Raw genomic sequence first — 21,888 nt, forward strand, 5'->3', positions numbered from 1 at the left:
AAATATCGGCGTTGGTCTTGAAGACCTTGCAAATGGGAATAGCTTTCTGCGAATAGGAATTGTTCATGCTCTACGGTTTTCATTGGTCATCTATTCCAGTTTTGTAGAAAATTTCGCTAAAAACTGGGGAAGAGCCGTTAAATCCTTGTCAAAAAAAAGAATTTTTCTTAGAATAAGAATTATGAAAAAAGTAGATACGATCCAGACGGTTGTTCCCGTTTTAAAAGTAAATAATCGTGCCCAAAACCTAGCTTTCTATGAGGACGTTTTAGGGCTCAAAATCTTGCAAGAAGAAAATGCCTTTATTGATTTAGGTGGTCATGGTGAGCGGACCGTGCTATTGACATTAGAAGAATCACCATCTATGCGGACGCGTCAGGTCAGGGGGGATTCTAAGTTGGTTCGGCTAGTCTTTAAGGTAGCTAACTCCCAAGAAATTGAAGCTCTATTGGCCAAAGGCGTCTCTTACCAGACACTGTTTCGCGGTCAAAACGGCTGGGCTTTTTCGGCGATTTCACCTGAAGGCCATGAAGTTTTACTCCACAGTGAAACCTCTTTGGAGGACTTGGAGCCTGTTGAGGCAGTCCCTAGCTTTGACAACCCCTTAACGGTATTTTTGGGGGTTACAGTGCTCAAACTAGACCAGGTTATCATCAGAACACCCGAGCCAGATAGTAGTCAAGCCTTTTACCAATCCCTGTTTGGAGATCAGCTTCCAGTTTCCTTTTTATGGGGACAAGGGGAAGATTTACAAGCGGATAATAGTTTGACCTGGGATTTGGTAGGATTTGATATTCAGGCCAGCCCAGACCTTGCTCTAGCTGAGTTGAAAACCGGTCTAACTAATCAGGGATTGGATGTTTTTCTAGACAAAAAAGAACGCCTTCTCGCCCTAGAAGACCCTAACCGCCTAAGTCTGAGTTTGCGACGATGAAAGCTATTCTGGATAAGATCGAGCGCCAGATGGAGCAGGGCTTGTATTTAGGGGCGAGTCTGTCGGTCTATCGTCAGGGGCAATGGCAGAGCTTCTATCTTGGGACTCAAGATGGGGAGCGGGCAACCTGTCCTGACCTTGTCTATGACCTGGCCAGTGTCTCCAAGGTGGTTGGTGTTGCTACGGTCATGATTCAGCTGCTCAATGCTGGCCAGCTGGATCTGAATGCGCCTTTGAAACTCTACCTCCCAGACTTTGCAGACCCTTTTGTAACTCTGCGTCAGCTATTGACCCACACGTCGGGGATTGATCCTTATATCCCAAACCGGGATAGCCTTGATTTTGAGGGCTTGCGGACGGCTATCCTAGGCATCAGGGTGACAGATCAGACCTCCTTTCACTACACGGATATCAATTTTATTCTGTTGGGTTTCCTGTTGGAGCAAGTTTTGGGCCAATCATTGGACCAAATTTTCCGCGAACGGGTTTTCATTCCTTGGCAGATGTCAGCAACCTCTTTTGGGCCTCGAAGAGAGGCCGTCCCAACTGTAGCTGGTGTCACAGATGGTGAAGTACATGATCCCAAAGCCAAAGTTTTAGGCAGCCACTGTGGTTCAGCGGGTCTTTTTTCAACCCTTAGCGACCTGCAAATTTTCTGTCAGCATTACCTCAAAGATGATTTTGCGAGAGACCTCTGGCGGAACTATGGAAGTGTTGAAAAAACCAGAACCCTAGGCTGGAATTTGGATGGCGATTGGATTGATCATACCGGCTACACAGGCCCCTTTGTCATGGTGAACCGTAGCCAACAAAAAGCAGTCATTTTTTTGACCAATCGCACCTTTGCTTATGATGACAGGCCCCTTTGGATTGAAAAACGTCGGGAATTGCGCGATGTGATTAAAAGCGTCCTTTCTTAATTGATAGTAGATAAAAAACAGGTAAAGAATACTCTAACGAGATAGCTATATCTGTTTTTTTGTTTTAAACTATTAGTTGTTAAGATTGTTTTATCCAAAGGGATGTCGTCCAAAGGGATGTCGTCCAAAGGGATGTCGTCCAAAGGGATGTCGTCCAAAGGGATGTCGTCCAAAGGGATGTCGTCCAAAGGGATGTCGTCACAGAAGAAAGGAGAAATCACGTGACAGCAAAGAATAGAAAAGAGCGCTACAGCCTTCGCAAGTTAAAAGGGGGCGTAGGTTCTGTCCTTGTCGGAACCCTTCTTTTAACAGGGACAAGTGTTGTTATGGCAGAGTCAAGAGAGGAAAAGCAGGCTATCGAATATCCAACTTACTGATTCAGGACTAGACGAACCTCAACTTGAGAGCCGAGGGGTAGCGATGGTAGGTAAAGAAGGGACGTGGGTCCATAACTCATTTCCCGATGGTCAAGGGATTATTGATGGGAACATTTTCCCAGGCCTACCGGAATCTAAAGATTTGCCATCTTTCCCAGAGACTTTCAGTGGCCCAGAAGTTGAAGAGCAAGAGGGACCTGGGAAAACAGAAACTGAAGAGCAACCAGAAAAACAAGAAGGACCTGTTGAGCAACCGAGAAACCCAGAGACTACCTTTCCTGCTCCTCCAACATTGAAATTAGAGAATGATTCTGTCATTGTGACGCCTCCAGAGGATGAAGATGTGGTGGCAGTAGAACTTGGTGGGTTCTTCATCTTTGATGAAGATAGTCAGGGATATCTTTTTCCTAAAGCTACCAAATTTTCTGATGAATGGAAGTTATCTGGTATGGGTAGGTTGAATGGTATTAAACTTGATCCAAAAACAGGACAATGGACTATTCCCCTAGGCTCTCTTGTGAAGGGGGAGCCACTTGACGCCACTGCTGTGTATAAAGATGGGAAGCAATCAGAGAGGAGGAGTATAGATATTCCTGGGGTAGAACCTACCCCATCGCCTGAGTCTACTCCCGCACCCGAGTCTACTCCCGCACCTGAGTCCACTCCCGCGCCCGAGTCTACTCCCGCACCTGAGTCCACTCCCGCGCCTGAGTCCACTCCCGCACCTGAGTCCACTCCCGCACCTGAGTCCACTCCCGCGCCCGAGTCTACTCCCGCACCTGAGTCCACTCCAGCACCCGAGTTTACTCCAGCACCTGAGTTAACCCCGGCGCCCGAGTCTACTCCCGCACCTGAGTCCACTCCCGCGCCTGAGTCTACTCCCGCACCTGAGTCCACTCCCGCGCCTGAGTCTACTCCCGCACCCGAGTCTACTCCCGCACCTGAGTCCACTCCCGCGCCCGAGTCTACTCCCGCACCTGAGTCCACTCCCGCACCTGAGTCTACTCCCGCACCTGAGTCTACTCCCGCACCTGAGTCCACTCCCGCACCTGAGTCTACTCCCGCACCTGAGTCCACTCCCGCGCCTGAGTCCACTCCCGCACCTGAGTCCACTCCCGCACCTGAGTCTACTCCCGCACCTGAGTCCACTCCCGCACCTGAGTCTACTCCCGCACCTGAGTCCATTCCAGCACCCGAGCCTACTCCCGCACCTGAGTCAAGAGGTTTAGGAAATTCTAAACAAGGTCTTTCAGAAAAAGAGAAACAGGTGATGAGGCTTTTGGAAGGCGCTTACACTATTTTCTTGTACACGGATAAAGAGAGAATTGAGTATCCTTTCCATGGAACACCAGAAGAATTGGAAAAAAAGATAAAGGAGACGATTACAGCTTATAAATCTGGGCACTATCCTTACGTGGAAAGATTTCAAAATGACAAACGTGTGCTTTTGCAATTTTACAAAGAAAAATACCTGTTGAGAGTAATTTCTGGCGATGAAGGCAGTCGCCAGCAGGTAGAGACTCCTTTCTACGATAAGAAAAAACTGGAAGATCGTATCCAAGAATTGCAGAATGGTGCAGATGGCTATGATGTGCTCAAACAAGAGGACGAGGATAAAGATAAGAAGTCATATAATAAGCTTGTCACCTTGACCTTTACACGAAAGGTTGAGAAGAAGATTGAGCCTGAACTGCATGAGGAAAAACCATTCTTCCCAGAAACGGAAGTACCTAAGCAACCAGAGGCACCTAAGCAGCCAGAAGCGCCAATGCAACCAGAGGCACCTAAGAAACCAGAAGCGCCAATGCAACCAGAGGCACCTAAGAAGTCAGAAGCGCCAATGCAACCAGAGGCACCTAAGAAGTCAGAAGCGCCAATGCAACCAGAGGCACCTAGGAAGTCAGAAGCGCCAATGAAACCAGAAGCGCCGATGAAGCCAGAGGCACCTAAGCAGCCAGAAGCGCCAATGCAACCAGAGGTACCTAAGCAGCCAGAAATGCCAATGCAACCAGAGGCACCTAAGAAGTCAGAAGCGCCAATGCAACCAGAGGCACCTAAGCAGCCAGAAATGCCAATGCAACCAGAGGCACCTAAGAAGTCAGAAGTGCCAATGCAACCAGAGGCACCTAAGCAGCCAGAAATGCCAATGCAACCAGAGGCACCTAAGCAGCCAGAAATGCCAATGCAACCAGAGGCACCTAAGCAGCCAGAAATGCCAATGAAGCCAGAGGCACCTAAGAAGTCAGAAGCGCCAATGCAACCAGAGGCACCTAAGCAGCCAGAAATGCCAATGAAGCCAGAGGCACCTAAGCAACCAGAAGCGCCAATGAAATCAGCTGTGACTCAAGCAACAAGGATGGCTCAACCTCAAAAGGCAGAGCAGTTGCCAGTAACAGGTGACTTGCCATCAGCCTTAACTTGGTTAGGAGGCAGTCTGTTCGGCTTGTTAGGTCTTGTCCATAAAAAGAGGAAAGATTAAAGCCGATCTCTGTATGAACTGCTCCCTGTCAAGTGGACAATGAAATAATAAAAGATTAAGCAACGGCCTTGTTCCTCATTTCAAGAGGGGTAAGGCCGTTGTGTTTCTCTTGAAATCGTTCGTTATTGTAAAAATAGATATAATCATACCTGTTGTGCTAGTTAATCAATCGTAAGCAAGGAAATATTTTAAACTGAACCCAAATTCACTATGACTGCTTTTGAGCAAAAGAGAATAGATAAGTCAGATTGCCTCGGTTTTAAATTTGAGTGATTGAAGGTTTCGGCAGCGTAAAGACTCAATCCCAAATCTCTCTAAACTTGAAAATACAGTCTCCACCGGTTTCCTTAATCGACTGACTTTGTAATTTTCTAGCCACGAATACCCCATCATGTTTTTTCTGAGTTGAGAAATTAACTGGATACCACAGTCTGCTAAATCGGCCTTTGTCTGTCTATCCACATATCCTTTATCTCCATAAACGATTGGGAATGGACTGTTTCTAAGTAGCTCCAAAGCAACATCGCCATCATAAATAGATGCGGGTGTGACAACATAATCAATAGGAAACCCACCATCGCTGACAAGAACTGAACATTTCAAGCCATAATAATGGATTTTCTTAGTCGCATGATAGCCAATATCTGCCACCTCTGATAACAAGGTAGCTCGCAGGTTGCGAATGGGTTGACATAGGGCACAAGGAAAGCTGTCAATCAAGCCGAACGAGCAGGTTTGACAGAGCTCTAAGACCATAAAATAGCGCATACGCTGAATAGTTTGAGCAAGATTTTGACAGATACGGCAAAATCGAGAGCGTTCTGGGAAGTTGTCAGGGAAGAGATTGTGACGAATCGCACGGTAAATGCTACTGGCCGTCCGGCAACCCTCTTGAATGGCCCAGAGATAACTAGCGATAACAACGACATCAGATTGCTTTTGTCGGTGGATGTTTCGCCGATTTCGAATCTCATGGGGAACCAATCGCTCATATAACGCGAGAACTTGGGTCACTATTTTTGAAAAAATAACTTGTGTTTGATTGGGATTTGCGAGATAATCATGTTGGCTTTGCATATCATTTCCTCATTTCGTGGTTGTTTTGAGTTTATGATACGCAACGTTTTTTGTTTTGGCTAGAATTAACTAGCACAACGGGTAATCTCTAGTTTTTCTTCTACTGATTTTGGACTTCTTTTTGACATACGAAAACTCCCCTTTTAGTTTCTAGTGAATTTTTGTTTTTTCACTGTCCACTATAAGGGGAGTATAGCACAAAGTTCCAGTCTCTTCTTTTTAATTTTTTTCAAACTTACCTTTCTAGCGATGTTTGTTTCGCCAGATTGTCGGAGATTCTTGATATTGACGTTTAAAAGCAATGGAGAAATTGAATTGATTGGAATAGCCTACTAATCTAGCAATTTCATGAAGTGGCATCGTCGTATTGCGAAGGAGCTCACAGGCCTTACTAAGCCGGTACTGAATGAGAAATTGTTGAGGAGAGATATTGAGTTCTTTTTTAAAGAGTCGGCTGAAATAATGTTTGTTAAGATTACAGTGATGGGCGATGGCATCAACAGTGATGGTTTCCTGGTAGTGCCGTTCGATAAAATTAAGGGCTTCGCGAATATAGAGTTCTTTGATATCGTTATGCTCCAAATGATGTTTGGTGGTAGAAGATTCGATGACAGCATTGATAAACAAATAGAGGTGTGAGATGATAAAGGCACTTCGTTGGTGATGATTTTTAATTAATAGGTTCAATGCTTCGAAAACAGGATTGTTTACAGGATCAGATGACTGTGTAAAGATGGGTTGGCGCTTGCTCAGACCAGCTGCTTTTAGAAAATGCTCACTTTTTAGGCCATCAAATTCTACCCACATGTATGACCAGGGGTCTATACTATCAGCTTCATAGCTACAAATCAGATCTGGAGAGATTAAAAATCCTTGGCCAGCAGACAAATGATAGGCCTTATCCTGTCCAGAAAGATAGAAGGTGCCTTTTCCTTTTGTAATATAGTGAAAGAGGTAATGTTGTCTTGTGGCAGGACCAAAGGAGTGCAAAGGGGCACAGTCTTCACGGCCAAATTGAATTGGGAAAAAATCAATGTAGGACTGGTTGTTGAAGAGGTAAAATTCGACCGATGACATGAACATTCTCCTTTTAAAAAGATATCAATTACCATTTACTATTATAGCATGAAATATGTATTTGTGACATTTTATATGAAAAAACAGAGTTGTTTGTCTAAAATAATATAAATTAAGTCAACTATAGGTATGTAAAAGGAAGCGTTTCCTTGGTAAGATAAAGATATAGGATACACTACCTGGCAACGGGTGAATAAAAGAAAAGGAGTCAATGCACATGTTGATGAAAAAATTAGGTCTGACTGTTGGGTTAGTCGCTTCAGTAGTAGCTTTGGCGGCTTGTGGTTCGAAGAACACAGAAACCTCAGAGCCTGCGGATTCTTCAAAAGAAACAAAGATTTCTTATGCTATTTGGGATTCTGGACAGGAGCCTGGTCTTCGTAAGATAGCTGATAAATTTGAGGAGGCCAATCCCAACATAAAGGTGGACATCCAAGTCGTGTCATGGGATGCCTACTGGACTATGCTAGAAGCTGGGGCGACGGGAGGTTCCCTTCCAGATACCTTCTGGATGCACTCTAATGAAATTTATCGCTATGGCTCTAATGAGATGCTACTGGACTTAGATGACTATCTTAAAGAGAGCAAGCTGGTCGACTTGAACAAGTATCCTGAAGGCTTGAACGAGATTTACAATATCAATGGTAATCAGTATGCCATTCCGAAAGATTATGATACCATCGGGCTTTGGTACAACAAAACCATGTTTGATGAAGCAGGCGTTGCTTATCCAGATGAGACCTGGGATTGGAAAACTTTGAAAGAGACTGCGAAGAAACTGACCAAGCCAGACGGTAGCCAGTACGGTTTCCTAGCTCCACTGATCAACCAAGAAGGCTATTATAACTTTATCTACCAAAACGGTGGTACCATTATTACAGACGATAAAGTATCTGGTTACAATGATCCTAAAACCATCGAGGCTCTTGAGTTCTATACTAGCTTTGTCAGCGAAGGACTTTCTCCAAAAGTAACAGAAGATAAGAAGAGAGCAGAGGCTGTACAAAATGGACAGGTTGCCATGGCGCTCTTTGGATCCTGGAACTTGGCTTCTTTCACTGAGAATGACTATATCCGTGAGAATTTTGATGTAGCTGTTCTGCCAAAAGGCAAAGAGCAATCCACTATCTTCAATGGTCTTGGTCATGCGATTGCGGCCAATACCAAACATCCAGAAGCGTCTTGGAAATGGGTTGAATTCTTGAGCTCAAAAGAAGGACAAGAAATGCAAGCCGAACTTGGTGTTGCGATTTCAGCCTATGAAGGTGCAGCCGATACTTGGGTAAACTCAAATGAACACTTTGCCATCAAGCACTTTATTGATATGGTTGATTATGCTCAAATCCGTCCATATTCCAACGCAACCTCTAAATGGGAAGATAAGGCTTATGAATTGTATAAGCCAGCCTACCTGGGAGAAGAAAAAGTCGCAGATGCTGCCGAGAAGATTGCTAAGATGATGAATGAGGAATTAGCAACTGAAAAATAAGTCTATTGGTTGAGGCAGGAGGAGTGGAGAGTTCCTCCTGCTTTCTTTTAAAAGGAGTCTATATGCACAAGAAAAAGAAACGCATTGAGGCTGTTTGGGGGCTGGGGATGGTTGCTCCTACCATCATTGGGTTGCTGGTCTTGAATATCATCCCCATTTTTCAAACCCTCAAGATGAGTTTTTACAAGAGTGGCGATTTTGGTCGAGGAGATATTTTTGTTGGTTTAGCTAATTATCAAAAATTGCTAGCAGATGGAGAAGTCTGGCAGGCCACCTGGAATACTTTGAAGTACACAGCCCTTGTCGTACCGATAACCATTGTACTGGCCATTATTTTGGCGGTGTTGTTAAATGCAAAGATTAAAGGGAAGCATCTTTATCGTACCATTTATTTCTTGCCTATGGTTGCTGCACCAGCTGCGGTCACGATGGTGTGGAAATGGTTGTACAATACTGATTTTGGACTGATTAACTATGTTTTAAGACAGGTTGGCTTAGGGCCTGTCAACTGGGTTGAAGACCCAAGAATTGCCTTGTATGCCATTGCAGTCATCGGTGTGTGGAGTACGGTTGGTTATTCTATGATTTTGATATTGGCTGGTCTGCAAGAAATCCCAAAAGATTATTATGAAGCAGCAAGGATTGATGGCGCGAGTTCCATCAAGCAATTTTTCTCAATCACCCTGCCGCTGCTGTCGCCGACTCTCTTTTTTGTCGTTGTGACCAGCATCATTCAGGCTATGCAGGTTTTTGATGCGATTTACATGATGGTGGGAATCACCAGTCCGGCCTATCAAAAAACAGTATCGTTGGTGTACCTGTTTTACAATAATTCCTTCAAGTATGCAGATAAGGGCTATGGTTCGACTATTATTATGTTGCTCTTGCTCATGATTTTGGCCATTACTGCTGTGCAGATGAAGGTTCAGAAAAAATGGGTTCACTACAATTAGGAGGACGTTTATGAAACAACAAAAACAATGGGCATCTATTGGGATTCATATCTTTCTTATTCTAGTAGCGTTAGGGATGATTGTGCCCTTTGTCTGGATGGTGCTGACTTCTTTTAAAACAGTAACAGAATCCACCCAAATGAATCCATTTCAGATTTTTCCTAGTCAGTGGCAGTTCAAGAATTATACAGAGGTCATTCGCTCTAATAATTTTGTCCGTTTATACTTTAATACGATCATGATGATGGTATGGCGGATTGTGAGCTCAGTCCTGTTTAGCGCCATGGCCGCTTATGCCTTTGCACGGTTGGAATTTCCGGGCAGAAACTTGCTTTTTGGCTTGGTACTCTTTCAAATGATGGTACCTCCGCAATTATTTGTCATTCCACAGTACTTGATGATTAATAGCATGGGGATGCGGAACTCGATTTTTGCTCTGGTCTTTCCAGGCTTGGTATCGGCCTTTGGCACCTTCTTGTTGCGGCAATTTTTTGCGGGGTTACCAAGAGAATTGGAAGAATCTGCGGAGTTAGATGGTTGCAATATCGGACAAACATTTTTCAAGGTCATGTTGCCCTTAGCCAAGTCGGGTTTGATTGCCTTGGGGATTTTTACAGCCCTCTTTGCCTTTAAGGATTTACTATGGCCTTTGATTATCAATTCTGAAGCAGATGCTGCTACCTTATCAAGTGCCCTATCCAAGATTCAAGGCGCCTATGCGGTCAATTATCCTCAGCTGATGGCAGCGAGTGTATTGGCAATTTGGCCCATGGTGGTGGTCTACATTCTCTTCCAAAAGCAATTTGTCCAGGGAATTGCCACTTCAGGTGGGAAATTATAGGAGGATACGATGGGAATTATTTTTAAGGAAGCGCAGAAAGAGTTTCATCTGTTTAATGATCAGTTGAGCTATATCTTATGCGTCTTGCCCAATGGTCATATTGGTAACTTGTATGTCGGAAAACGTGTGAGTACGGAAGATTCGTATGCTTATTTGCTGGAAAATCGAAACCGTCCTCTGACGACCTTTGTCTTTGAAGATGACGCGACCTTTTCTCTCCAGCACACCCGTCAAGAATACGCCTGTTACGGAACGGGAGATGTTGCCCAGCCGGCCTTTCGCATCGATCAAGAAGATGGGAGTAGCTTGTCGCATTTTGTCTTTGAATCATTTCGTATTTTTCCTGGCAAGGAAGCGCTAGATGGCCTACCTGCGACCTATGTGGAGGAGGAGGAGGAAGCGACATCGCTCGAAATCAGCCTGGTTGACCGCGTGACAGAGACCCGCCTGTACTTGTTGTATACGATTTATGAGAAACGTTCGGTTGTGACCCGCAGTGCTCGCTTTGAACAATGTGGTCCACAGACCATTCGCCTCAGTCGGGCCATGTCTATGAACCTGGATTTACCAGATGATCAGTACGATTGGTTGCACTTAGATGGGGCTTGGAGTCGGGAACGCCATCTGGTCAAAAACAGACTTCATCCTGGGATTCAGTCTGTCTATAGCTTAAAAGGAGCCAGTAGTGCAGAGCACAATCCTTTTATTGCCTTGCTTCGACCGACAGCAGACGAACATCAAGGAGAAGTACTCGGTTTTTCCTTGGTTTATAGCGGGAACTTCCTAGCCCAAGTAGATGTGTCGACCTATCAGCAAACCCGTGTGATGCTAGGGATTCACCCAGAGCGGTTTTCTTGGGAACTGAGGTCTGGTGAGAGCTTCCAGACGCCAGAAGTTGTCATGGTTTACAGTGATGGTGGACTAAACCAAATGAGTCAAGCCTATCATGCTCTCTATCGTCAGCGTTTGGCGCGAGGCGTCTGGCGTGATAAGGAACGGCCAATTTTGCTCAATAACTGGGAGGCTATGACCTTTGATTTTGACGAAAAACGGATCTTAACCCTGGCTCAACAGGCGGCGGATGTCGGTGTGGAGCTCTTTGTCATGGATGATGGCTGGTTTGGTCAGCGCAATCATGACCGAGCAGGTCTAGGAGATTGGACAGTCAATTTGGAAAAACTGCCAAATGGATTGACAGGTATTATTGACAAGGTTCATGCCATGGGCATGAGATTTGGCTTATGGATTGAGCCAGAGATGGTCAATAAGGATAGTCAACTCTACCGCAAACACCCAGATTGGATCTTCCATCATCCTAAACGTAGCCAATCACACGGACGTCACCAATTTACTCTGGACCTATCACGAGAGGAGGTCTATCAAAATATTTATGGCCAGTTGCATGGCTTATTGAGTGAACATGCGATTGACTATATCAAGTGGGATATGAACCGTTACATGGCAGAGGTGTTTAGTACAGCCCAAGACAGAGAGCGTCAGGGTGAGGTATTTCATCGTTATATCCTGAACCTCTATCGTCTCTATGAACAGTTAACCAACGAGTTTCCACATATTCTTTTTGAGTCCTGCTCAAGTGGCGGAGCACGGTTTGACCCAGGTATGCTCTATTATGCACCGCAGGCCTGGACCAGCGATGATACAGATGCCTTCGAACGCCTGTCTATCCAATATGGTACGTCTGTGGTCTATCCTTTGTCTGCTATGGGTTGCCATATTTCAGAAGTTCCCAATCAGCAAGTCCATCGGACGACACCTTTGTCAACACGGGCTAATGTCGCTTACTTTGGCGCCTTTGGCTACGAACTCGATTTGTCTGAGTTGAGTCCAGAGGAGTTGGAGCAGGTCAAGGAACAGATTGTTTTCTATAAAGGCGCTAGGAGAACCTTTCAATATGGAACCTTTACCCGTTTGCTTAGTCCATTTGACGGCTCTCATACTGCTTGGCAAGTCCTATCAGAAGATGGCCAAGAGGGATTTGTCGGGGTTTACAGAGGCTTGTTGCGGGCCAATGAAGGCAACTATCGCCTCTACCTCAAAGGATTGGATGCCCAAGCCTCCTATCGTGTAGATGGTGAAGAGGTATATTCTGGTTTATCACTGATGTATGCTGGCTTGCCACTTTCGCTAGACAGTTTTGAAGGGGGAGTTGCTGATTTTACATCTAAATTATACCGCTTAGAAAAATTATCATCACCATAAACGAATACCAAAAAGAGTTTTTCGTAAAAAACAATTTATCATTTGATAGTAGGTTTATTGGTAACGACTTTGTTCACTTTTTGATTTCAGCGGTTACTCCCCTGACTGTTGAAGTTATGTGGAGCGGGTTCTAAAGGTCCGAGAGGTCTTTGGCAGTGGGAAATAAAGCTGGCAAGTCAATGTCCAAATGGTTCGGTGGACAAGCTCTGAGGCAAGAGAGCGAAGAGGGCTGTTTTACGGTTCAGAGTTCTCTCAACGTTCTTTTCATCATCTTCTTGTACCGAACCTTTCTTAAAATTTTTAGCAAATCCATTGACAAGACAGCTAAATTATAATAAACTATTAAAAATTGCGAATAACTTTAACGATGTCCTGTGAGGCATGGAAGTTAGTCTGAAGAAGCATTCTTGATTTGCTAGCAAATCATGGTTTTTGATGAAACTTTCACTGCCGGGGAATTTTCCTCGGCTTTTCTAATAGAGTTGGTTCCAATTTAATAAAGGCAGACAGAGAGCTGCCATTAAAGGAGGAATAGAATACTATGTTGGGTTTAACACTCGATAAAAATAATCAGCGTGCGCTTGCCTCTGCCATTGTGGCGTCTGGAACGGATGACCTAAATGTCATGTTCTTGTCATTTTCGATGTCCAGTATCATCGCTGATTTAGCCATTTCAGGGGCCCAGGCTGGCTGGATTGCAACGATTACCAATCTTGGCATGTTGGTTGGTGGCTTAATTTTTGGTCTTCTGGCTGACCGTTACAATAAATTTAAGGTCTTGAAGTGGACCATTGCCATATTTGCGATTGCGAGTGGTTTGATTTATTTCACGACCAGCCTGCCTTACCTTTATCTGATGCGCTTTATCGCAGGAATCGGTGTCGGTGGCGAATACGGAGTAGCCATTGCCATCATGGCAGGGATTGTGCCTAAGGAAAAGATGGGTCGAGTATCCTCGCTCAACGGTATAGCAGGCCAAATCGGCTCAATCTCATCAGCAGTCTTAGCTGGTTTGATTGCTCCAGCCCTGGGATGGAAAGGGCTCTTCCTCTTTGGTCTAGCACCTTTGGCCCTTGTGATTTGGATGCAGGTCTTCGTCAAAGACGATGCAATCCTAGATCAAGGAGAAGCCGAAGAAAGCTCTACAGACTTGGTCAGCATCAAAGAGCTCTTCAAGACACCAGCTTTGACGGCACAGACCATTGCCCTCATGGTAATGACAACCGTACAGATTGCGGGTTACTTTGGCATGATGAACTGGCTACCGACCATGATCCAGACGAGCTTGGGGATCTCGGTCAAGGACTCCTCACTCTGGATGGTGACGACGATTCTTGGCATGTGTCTTGGCATGTTAGTTTTTGGCAATATTCTAGACAAATTTGGGCCGCGACCTGTCTACACTGTGTTCCTAATCGCATCAGCAGTCTGCGTCTACCTCTTCCAATTTGCTAATTCACAGCTTGCCCTGCTTTTGGGAGGTGCTGTTGTCGGTTTCTTTGTCAATGGGATGTTTGCAGGCTACGGGGCTATGATTACTCGCCTTTACCCGCACCACATTCGCTCAACAGCCAATAATATTATCCTAAATGTCGGTCGAGCAATTGGAGGATTTTCATCGGTGATTATTGGAAGAATCCTAGATGTGTCAGGTCCTTCCACAGTGATGGTTTTCCTAGCTAGTCTTTACCTGGTTAGTTTGGTGGCTATGCTCTCCATTACCAACCTCAAAACGCATCACTATAAAACCTTGGGAGCTAGCTCGTCTTTGGTCTAGAAAAGAAAGAGTTCAGTAGTGGGATAAGACCACTACTGATTTTTTGGGTGGTCATAATTCTTTACTGATTATCCGAGGAGGTCCTAAGGGCTCTTGAATGGGTTATTTGCTTAAGAATCGAAAGTGGCCTCTTTTCTTGATGAAGTCAGCTTGAGATTATTGGTACTTCATGGCTTTCAGTAGCGAAGAGAGTTTTTGACACAAGAAAACCAGATAGGTTGCAAACAGATAAAGCATGAGTTGGTTCGTCTAGGAATAGACTAGACGGCTGAAATACCAAGATTTCTAGTATTAATCAGACATATGGTGTAAAGGTAAGCTGCTTGCCCATATAAAAACCTATCCCTAGTTTTTAATTAGGGATAGGTTTTTTAGATTAGTTATTGATCAACTCATCAACAGAGTCATCCAGAGAGAGTACTTCGTGGAAGACACGTTGTGTTAATTCTGTTTTTTGTTCTTTAGTGAGGTATTTAGTGTTGACACAGTAACCAGAGATACGAACGATAACGTCTTCACCAGCCATGATCTTGTCATAGACATCTTGAAGGTCCATAACGTTCAAGTTGACGTGTTGGCCACCACTTTCAAAGTAACCGTCAAGGATGGTCACCAAGTTCTTCACTTGCTCATCAAAGGTCTTACCAAGTGCTTTTGGTGATACCTGAGTAGTGAGTGAGATACCGTCATTAGCGTGATTGAAGTCAAGTTTTGCTAATGAGTTCAAGTTTTGCAACCAACCACCACGAGATTTAGAGGTTGGGTTGGCACCTGGTGGGAAGAATTCAACCTTAGACGTGTTAACAGAACCATCTTCGTTGAGGAACACCCCACGGTGAACAGGTGAGTTAGCAGTTTGTTTAGAGTAAGCCACGTTTGAGGTGATGGTCAAGATAGACACAGCTGCCTCAGCATTCTTATAAAGCTTGTGACGGTTGAGGCGAGTAAAGAAGGCTTCCATCAACCATTTGGCAATGTCATCTACACGGTCATCGTCTTCACCGTAGCGAGGGAAATCGCCAGTTACTTCATAGTCGTAGATAAAGCCGTCTTCGTCACGGATTGGTTTCACTTGAGCGTACTTGATGGCTGAGAGTGAGTCAACAGTGTTCGCGAAACCACAGATACCAAAGCCCATATTAGCACGAAGGTGGGTTGGCAAGAAGGCCATTTGGACTGCTTCGTAGTTGTACTTGTCGGTCATGTAGTGGATGATGTTCATCGCATCTACGTAAGTGTCTGTCAACCAGTCAAGAGCTTTTTCAAAGTTAGCAATAACTTCATCGTACTCAAAGATTTCTGAGTTGTTTGGCTCAACCACATCAAAGACCTTGTAGTCTTTGTGAACATCGTCGTAACCGTTGTTCCAAGAAGACAAGAGGGCTTTCAAGACGTTGACACGAGCACCGAAGTACTGGATGTTGTGTCGTTTGTCTTCACTTTCTGGGTCAAGTGGTGACACACAGCAAGAGATACAGGACATTTCACCGTAACCGTCTTTGGCCATGGTCGTCACACCTTCGTACTGGATAGAAGAGTGCTTGTGGCTCATCGCCATACAGTAACGACGGAAAGCGTATGGCAATTGGTCAGACCAGAGAACGGTCAAGTTTGGTTCTGGTGAGTTACCGATGTTGTCAAGGGTGTTCAAGAAACGGTAATCCATCTTAGTGACACGGTGACGGCCATCGTTCCCCATACCAGCCATAGAAGTAGTCAAGAAGGTTGGGTCACCGGAGTAAATTTCGTCAAAGGCTTTGGTCCGAGCAAATTTCACTGTACGGAGTTTAAGAACGAAGTCATCGACAAATTCTTGGATTTCAGACTCGGTGTAAGTACCGCGAGCCAAGTCACGTTCAGCATAGATGTCAAGAACGATTGGCAAACGGCCCACAGAAGTCGCAGCACCATTGATGACACGGCAGACTGCCATGAAGGCGATGTTAGTCCATTGGATGGCTTCTTTGGTATCAAGAGCTGGACGACGCACATCCACACCGTAAAGGTCACCGAGTTTTACAACTTGTTGAAGCGCTTGATATTGAAGGTTGATTTCTTCACGAAGGCGGATAGACTCTTCGTCGATTTCAGTGATGGCATTCCAATCAGCTACCTTTTCTTCCATCAAGTAGTCCGCACCGTAAAGCGCTAAACGCGCATACATCCCGATGATACGGCCACGTGAGTAAGCATCTGGAAGACCAGAAACGTGGTGAGAGTGGCGGGCGCGACGGATGTCAGCTGTGTAAGCACGGAAGATCCCATCGTTCACGGTAGTCGCATGCTTGGTATAAATCTCATGCAAGAGTGGATCTGGTGTGTAGCCATTTTCGATCAATGTAGTTTCAGCCATACGGATCCCACCGCGTGGCATGAAGTTCAGTTTAAAGAGCTCATCGTTCTGAATACCAAAGATAAGTTCACGGTCTTTGTCAATGAAACCAGCAGGAATATCAGCGATAGACGTTGCACGGTCGATGTCCATTGGGAAACGAGTTTCTTCGTAGTGAGCCTTAGTTTCTTCAATAATTTTCTTGATATGAAGAGAACGCTCTGTTGGCCCAGCAAGGAAGCTCTCATCTCCATCATAAGGAGTATAGTTTGCTTGTACGAAACGAGAAACGCTGGCCTTGGTGCGCCAGTCATCGCCTTGGAAACCTTCCCAGGCCTTGGCAAAAACATCTTCTGTCACATTTTTGGTTTTAACAATTGTTGACATGTGATATCCTTCTTTCTTTTTTTATTGCTTTTACAGTTCCTATTATAGCACTCAGGAACCGTTTGCACAAGGCGAAGAACAGCTAAAAAACAATAGTAAACGCTTTCTTGTGTTATTTATTTTACATTGACTAATATGGTTAAAAACCTCACTAAGTTTGATAAGTGAATCACAGAACATTAAATAATCTTTGTTTCAAGAATATTCTGTCAGCAATTTGCATCTTCAATGGTCAAAAACGGTATTTATCCAAAAAGAAAGAGACGTCTAAAAAATGGCTTTAGGAAGTGAAGATCTGGCTGATAAAAAATTATAGTTTACAAAGAAGCCTTGTACCGAGTTCCTAGCATCAATACCTATTTTCTTCATGCTAGGATGTGTTGGTTGGATGCTATTACCTGACATCATTTGTCAATGGCTGGCTTTTCTAGAGCAAGTCTGGTCATATTTTCCGTGATCCAGGTAAGTTTTTCTGGCCACCATTATCAAAACGAGGTGGCTGTTCTTCTGTTTTTGCCTCTAGCTTCAGCGCTAATTCGAAAAGTGACGTCTCACAAGCAAACCTTGGCGACCTCCCTTGTCCTAAGGATACTACTTGCCCTGCTCCTTTATTTCTGATTCTTGCTTTTTAATGGCTTGTATGCTGCGGGGTGCAACCTTAGCTTTTGCTCATCCCGCGATTTTTCTGATTTGGCTAGATCAGGGGATTTTTTTGGCTAGGAAGGTTAATAGGAGGTCGATTTTACCAATATTTGCTATACTAGTGATAGAGTGGAAAATCTCAGTTAGAAGTGGGATGTAGCCTTGTCTTGGTAACGATGTAGGAGGAGCTATGCTTATTTTCCCTTTGGTTGATGATCGGAGCCGAAAGATTATCCATATTGACATGGATGCTTTTTTTGCGGCCATTGAGCAAAGGGATAATCCGACGCTTAAGGGGAAACCGGTTGTGATAGCCAGAGATCCCAGACTGACTGGTGGGCGTGGGGTGGTGTCGACCTGTTCCTACGAAGCACGGACCTTCGGTATCCGTTCGGCCATGTCTGCCAAGGAAGCCTATCAGCGCTGTCCGCAGGCGGTGTTCATCTCAGGGAACTATGACAAATATGTCCAAGTAGGCCGGCAGGTGAGAGCTATTTTTCACCGGTATACGGATGTGGTTGAGCCCATGTCAATTGATGAGGCTTATCTGGATGTCACGGTTAATAAGCTGGGGCTCTCGTCTGCTGTCAAGATTGCCAAACTGATTCAACGAGACATTTGGGAGGAGTTGCATTTGACGGCTTCAGCGGGGGTCTCATACAACAAGTTCCTGGCCAAAATTGCTTCTGACATGGAAAAGCCCCACGGGTTAACGGTTATCTTGCCTGACCAGGCGATGTCTATTTTGGCAGAACTTCCCATCCAGAAATTTCATGGTGTGGGGGCAAAGACGGTTGAGCGCCTAAATGCCATGGGAGTCTATACAGGGAAGGACTTACAGGCGATTTCTGAGATGACTTTGATTGACGCCTTTGGCCGATTGGGCTACGACCTTTATCGGAAGGCCAGAGGGATTTCCAACTCGCCTGTCCGAACAGAGCGCGTGAGGAAGTCCTTGGGCAAGGAGAGAACCTACAGCAAGTGGCTTTACAGGGATGAGGACGTGATCAAGGAATTGGGCAAGCTGAGTCAGAGGGTGTCGGAGAGCTTGGTGCGTCATGGCTTTCAGGGCAAGACCATCGTTCTGAAGGTGCGTTATGAAGATTTTCACACCCTGACCAAGCGAAAGACCCTTGACAGGGGGATTCATGGTGCGGAAGAAATCGCAGAGCTGGCCCAGGCCATTTACCAAGGTCTGGAGATCCAAGGTGGCGGTATCCGTCTCTTAGGCGTAACGGTCACAGGTCTCGAACCCTTAGGACAGGATCAGGGGATTTTGGAGGATCCGATTTAGGTGACAAGCACAGTCATAACCCTTTGACGGCAGATAGGAAACCAGCACGGATGCTATAATTGTGTCACCTTAAAAACACTTTTGGAGACTTGAACTGTTACGGCGTCAGTATCCTCTTTGGCTCTCTATCGCTCCTATTGCCCATTTTTAAAGTGGGAGCATAAAAAATCCCTTTATTTTTTTCCAGACAAGAAGCAGGGGGATTTTGGGTTTATGACTTTAAGTCTGTCACGTTCCGTAAGGTGCGCGTCTCTGGTTATACCCAAAAACTTCAAACGCTATACAATAAAGATGTTTATGCCTATTGCATAGCGAAAGGAGAAGAATTTTCCAGTGGATGATTTCTTCATGAGCCTAGAAATAAGAAGGCGAATTAACATGATATCCCACTTGTCAAACTGAGCGCGAAAGCATATAAAGATTCCTTTAGGGATAGTGGTAAGTAATACAAATGCCTCTTTATGAGGCTGTTGATGAGTCAAAAGCGGGTGAGGTTTAAACAAAGTGAAAACCAGCGCCTTTAAGCGCTGACTGATAGTGTGGGCTTATAGCTCTTATACAAACCATCCGTTAGACGAGTGGGGATGACTTTTTTAAAAATTAATATCGATTAAATAATGAATTAAGTTGACTTAACAAGTAAGTGGTGCTATACTGGAAAACAAGAGAAAAGGCTTGTTAACAACTTTTTCGAACCAATTCTACTGAGAAATGGAATCCTCTTTTGTTGGAAAATGTGTTCTCAAGAATTGCGAGGAAGAATAAACTGAAAGAGCTCGCAGTTTATTGTGTCATCATTTGTTTTTATTTAGTTAGGAATTGATATGAAAAGACAACAGATTATTTATTTAGCGACTGTTGCAACCTTGTTGACATCACAGTTGACTCAACCGATTCTTGTTTTGGCTGAAGAAACACCTGTTATAAATTCGTCAGTGGAAGCCCTTGTCGGCACTGGTGAAACGCTGCCCGAGGATAGTCGTTCAGAAGCTGGCACGACTTTTCCGGGCCTTGAAGCAGAGAACAGAGAGACAAGTCTTGGTAATGAGGCTGTGTCGGTAGGGAAGGTTCTAGTCGATAATGGTGTGAAATTTAAGGTTTTGAGTTTAGGCGAGCACCCAACTGTTCAGCTAGGAAATGGGCTGTACCCCATTGAATTTAAAAGTGAACAAGATGGTCAGCCCTATACCGTGCCATCTCAAGTGACGATTGATGGCACAGCCTATACGGTTACCGCTATCGGTGAAGAGGCCTTAGCTTACTATGCTGATGAATCTGGAATGCTGACCTATTACCCTTCGGCTATTACCATACCAAAAGGAGTTACCCTCATCAAGAAAAATGGCTTTAAGGCTAGCAATGCACGAACGATTGCCTTTGAAGCCGGCAGTCAACTGCAAACGATAGAAGATGGTGCTTTTTCCTTTACCAACCTACAAAGTTTTCAGCTCCCAGCCTCTGTTGAAACCATAGGAAACCGGGTCTTTAATTTCAATGAAAGTTTGAAAAGTTTTACCTTTGAAGAAGGATCACGCCTAAACAGTATCGGAAATGAAGTATTTTCGAGTCTACCCAAATTAGAAGAATTGACCCTTCCCAAAACCTTAAAAAATATTGGGGAAAAACCATTTGCTTTGTCGTCTGGTTTGAAAGCTGTTTATGTAGCAGAAGGAAATGACAGTTACGAATCGCAAGATGGTGTTTTGTATACTAAGGGATTAGACCGTTTGATTTATTATCCTGCTCAAAAACCAGGAGATAGCTTTACAACACCGAATGCAACCAAGGCTTTATCACCTTATGCATTTAATAATAACACGACTTTAAAGAAGATTACCCTTGGAGAAGGGATTGAAGAAATTCCAACCTTTACTTTTGCAACGACTATCAATGTTGAAAGCATTGCATTGCCAACTAGTCTGAAAAAGATTGGACGTCTTGCTTTTTATGAAGATATGGAATTAAAGGAATTGACGATTCCAAATCAGGTTTCGGAGTTTGAAGTACACCCATTTAACGGATTGCCAAAGTTAGAAAAAATCACATTTGGAAAAGGAGTCACTCATCTCCCAGCGAACTTTTTATCTGGAAATTTGGATTCTTTAAAAGAAATTCATTTCTTGACAGATAGCTCAGACTGGAAAGTAGAAGCTAAGAGTTTAGCCATTCCAGCTGAAACGATCATCTATGTGCAGGAACAATCCATTGCTGATACCTTGAAACCGCACTTAGAAAAAGGCAACAAAATAATTGTAAAAACTGACACAGGAACAAAAACTGAAGTCAAGACAGAAATCAAGCAAGAAACAATCCCCTTTGACACCAAAGAGGAACAAAATCCAGCATTGCCAAAAGGGGAGCGCCGAATCAAGACAAAAGGCCAAACAGGAGAGGTAGCTATTACTTATGAAGTGACCTATACCGATGGCGTGGAAACCAGCCGCAAGGAAATTAGCCGTCAGGTTGTTAAAGCAGCCGTTACAGAAGTTGTAGAAGTTGGCACAAAAGAATTGGCACCAAATCCTCTTGTTTCTACAAAAGAAGAAGTTCTGAATAGCCCAATTCCCTTTGACACCAAAGAGGAACAAAATCCAGCATTGCCAAAAGGGAAGCGCCGAATCAAGACAAAAGGCCAAGCAGGAGAGGTAGCTATTACTTATGAAGTGACCTATACCGATGGTGTGGAAACCAGCCGCAAGGAAATAGGTCGCCAAGTGGTTAAGGCCGCTGTTACAGAAGTTGTAGAAGTTGGCACAAAAGAGATAGTGGGGAATACACAGCCGAGCGAAGGAAATGGAGATGCAAATGGCATGCGCCAAACGTCCTCTAACCAAGCAAAAGCAGGAGACACTACTGGTAGGAGAGTGTTACCACAAACAGGTACCAAACATAGCCTTTTCCTGAGCCTATTGGGTGGAATTGGTTTAGTTTTATTAACTGCTTACGCTTTCTTTAAAAAACGTTTTTCATCTTTATCGTAACCAGAAGAAAAACCATTTAGTTTTCTATTGTGTTAAAGAGGCTGGGCAAAAACTAGTCTCAAGATAGAAAAAACGAGCATTTCCGCAGTAGGAGATGCTCGTTTTTCC

Annotated in this window: 13 protein-coding genes and 2 pseudogenes; 11 read left to right on the forward strand and 4 right to left on the reverse strand. The window is 44.4% G+C overall.

The features are described 5' to 3' along the window. Window positions 1-181: 181 nt before the first annotated feature. The 4 genes from ABID29_RS00595 (at window position 182) to ABID29_RS00610 (ending at window position 4,710) form a co-directional block, all read left to right on the forward strand. Window positions 182-934 (forward strand): CppA N-terminal domain-containing protein, encoded by a 753-nt coding sequence (locus tag ABID29_RS00595; protein WP_354363682.1) that lies wholly within the window; start codon window positions 182-184, stop codon window positions 932-934. Continuing rightward, window positions 931-1,854, forward strand: coding sequence for a serine hydrolase domain-containing protein (locus ABID29_RS00600; RefSeq protein WP_354363683.1), 924 nt, complete (start codon window positions 931-933; stop codon window positions 1,852-1,854). The genes ABID29_RS00595 and ABID29_RS00600 overlap by 4 nt, the downstream gene beginning before the upstream one ends. Before the next feature lie 221 nt (window positions 1,855-2,075). Then, a complete protein-coding gene (locus ABID29_RS00605) occupies window positions 2,076-2,231 on the forward strand; it encodes a YSIRK-type signal peptide-containing protein (protein WP_354363685.1) in 156 nt (51 codons plus the stop codon). Between the two features lie 1,270 nt (window positions 2,232-3,501). Beyond that, complete coding sequence (locus ABID29_RS00610) at window positions 3,502-4,710, forward strand: LPXTG cell wall anchor domain-containing protein (RefSeq protein ID WP_354363687.1); 1,209 nt, start codon at window positions 3,502-3,504, stop codon at window positions 4,708-4,710. A gap of 55 nt (window positions 4,711-4,765) precedes the next feature. Here ABID29_RS00610 and ABID29_RS00615 read toward each other — a convergent pair. The 3 genes and pseudogenes from ABID29_RS00615 to ABID29_RS00625 all read right to left on the reverse strand — a co-directional run. After that, window positions 4,766-4,852: pseudogene (locus ABID29_RS00615) on the reverse strand (IS3 family transposase); the annotation flags it as partial. 23 nt (window positions 4,853-4,875) lie between these two features. Continuing rightward, window positions 4,876-5,787 (reverse strand): annotated as a pseudogene (locus ABID29_RS00620) (IS982 family transposase). Between the two features lie 243 nt (window positions 5,788-6,030). Beyond that, on the reverse strand, window positions 6,031-6,864 hold the full coding sequence (locus ABID29_RS00625; RefSeq protein WP_354363690.1) for an AraC family transcriptional regulator: 834 nt from the start codon (window positions 6,862-6,864) through the stop codon (window positions 6,031-6,033). A 223-nt stretch (window positions 6,865-7,087) separates the two neighbouring features. Here ABID29_RS00625 and ABID29_RS00630 point away from each other — a divergent pair, with 223 nt between their 5' ends. From ABID29_RS00630 to ABID29_RS00650, 5 genes are all read left to right on the forward strand, one after another. Then, window positions 7,088-8,353, forward strand: a complete 1,266-nt coding sequence (locus ABID29_RS00630) for a sugar ABC transporter substrate-binding protein (RefSeq protein WP_354363738.1) — start codon at window positions 7,088-7,090, stop codon at window positions 8,351-8,353. Between the two features lie 62 nt (window positions 8,354-8,415). Beyond that, window positions 8,416-9,306, forward strand: a complete 891-nt coding sequence (locus tag ABID29_RS00635; RefSeq protein ID WP_354363691.1) for a carbohydrate ABC transporter permease — start codon at window positions 8,416-8,418, stop codon at window positions 9,304-9,306. 10 nt (window positions 9,307-9,316) lie between these two features. Continuing rightward, a complete protein-coding gene (locus ABID29_RS00640) occupies window positions 9,317-10,147 on the forward strand; it encodes a carbohydrate ABC transporter permease (RefSeq protein ID WP_354363692.1) in 831 nt (276 codons plus the stop codon). A 9-nt stretch (window positions 10,148-10,156) separates the two neighbouring features. Next, complete coding sequence (locus tag ABID29_RS00645; protein WP_354363693.1) at window positions 10,157-12,367, forward strand: alpha-galactosidase; 2,211 nt, start codon at window positions 10,157-10,159, stop codon at window positions 12,365-12,367. Between the two features lie 541 nt (window positions 12,368-12,908). After that, window positions 12,909-14,144: an MFS transporter gene (locus ABID29_RS00650; protein ID WP_354363694.1), complete on the forward strand. Its 1,236-nt coding sequence runs from the start codon at window positions 12,909-12,911 to the stop codon at window positions 14,142-14,144. Between the two features lie 376 nt (window positions 14,145-14,520). On the opposite strand, the gene pflB is transcribed toward ABID29_RS00650, so the two are convergent. Then, window positions 14,521-16,863: a formate C-acetyltransferase gene (pflB, locus tag ABID29_RS00655; protein ID WP_354363696.1), complete on the reverse strand. Its 2,343-nt coding sequence runs from the start codon at window positions 16,861-16,863 to the stop codon at window positions 14,521-14,523. Window positions 16,864-17,695: 832 nt separating this feature from the next. Between pflB and dinB the strand changes: the two genes are divergently transcribed. Both dinB and ABID29_RS00665 read left to right on the forward strand, forming a co-directional pair. Continuing rightward, a complete protein-coding gene (gene dinB, locus ABID29_RS00660; protein ID WP_354363697.1) occupies window positions 17,696-18,799 on the forward strand; it encodes a DNA polymerase IV in 1,104 nt (367 codons plus the stop codon). A gap of 824 nt (window positions 18,800-19,623) precedes the next feature. Continuing rightward, a complete protein-coding gene (locus ABID29_RS00665) occupies window positions 19,624-21,780 on the forward strand; it encodes a G5 domain-containing protein (protein ID WP_354363699.1) in 2,157 nt (718 codons plus the stop codon). Window positions 21,781-21,888: the final 108 nt, after the last annotated feature.

The organism is Streptococcus rupicaprae, assembly GCF_040545225.1.
In the GTDB taxonomy this organism is placed as follows: Bacteria; Bacillota; Bacilli; order Lactobacillales; family Streptococcaceae; genus Streptococcus; species Streptococcus rupicaprae.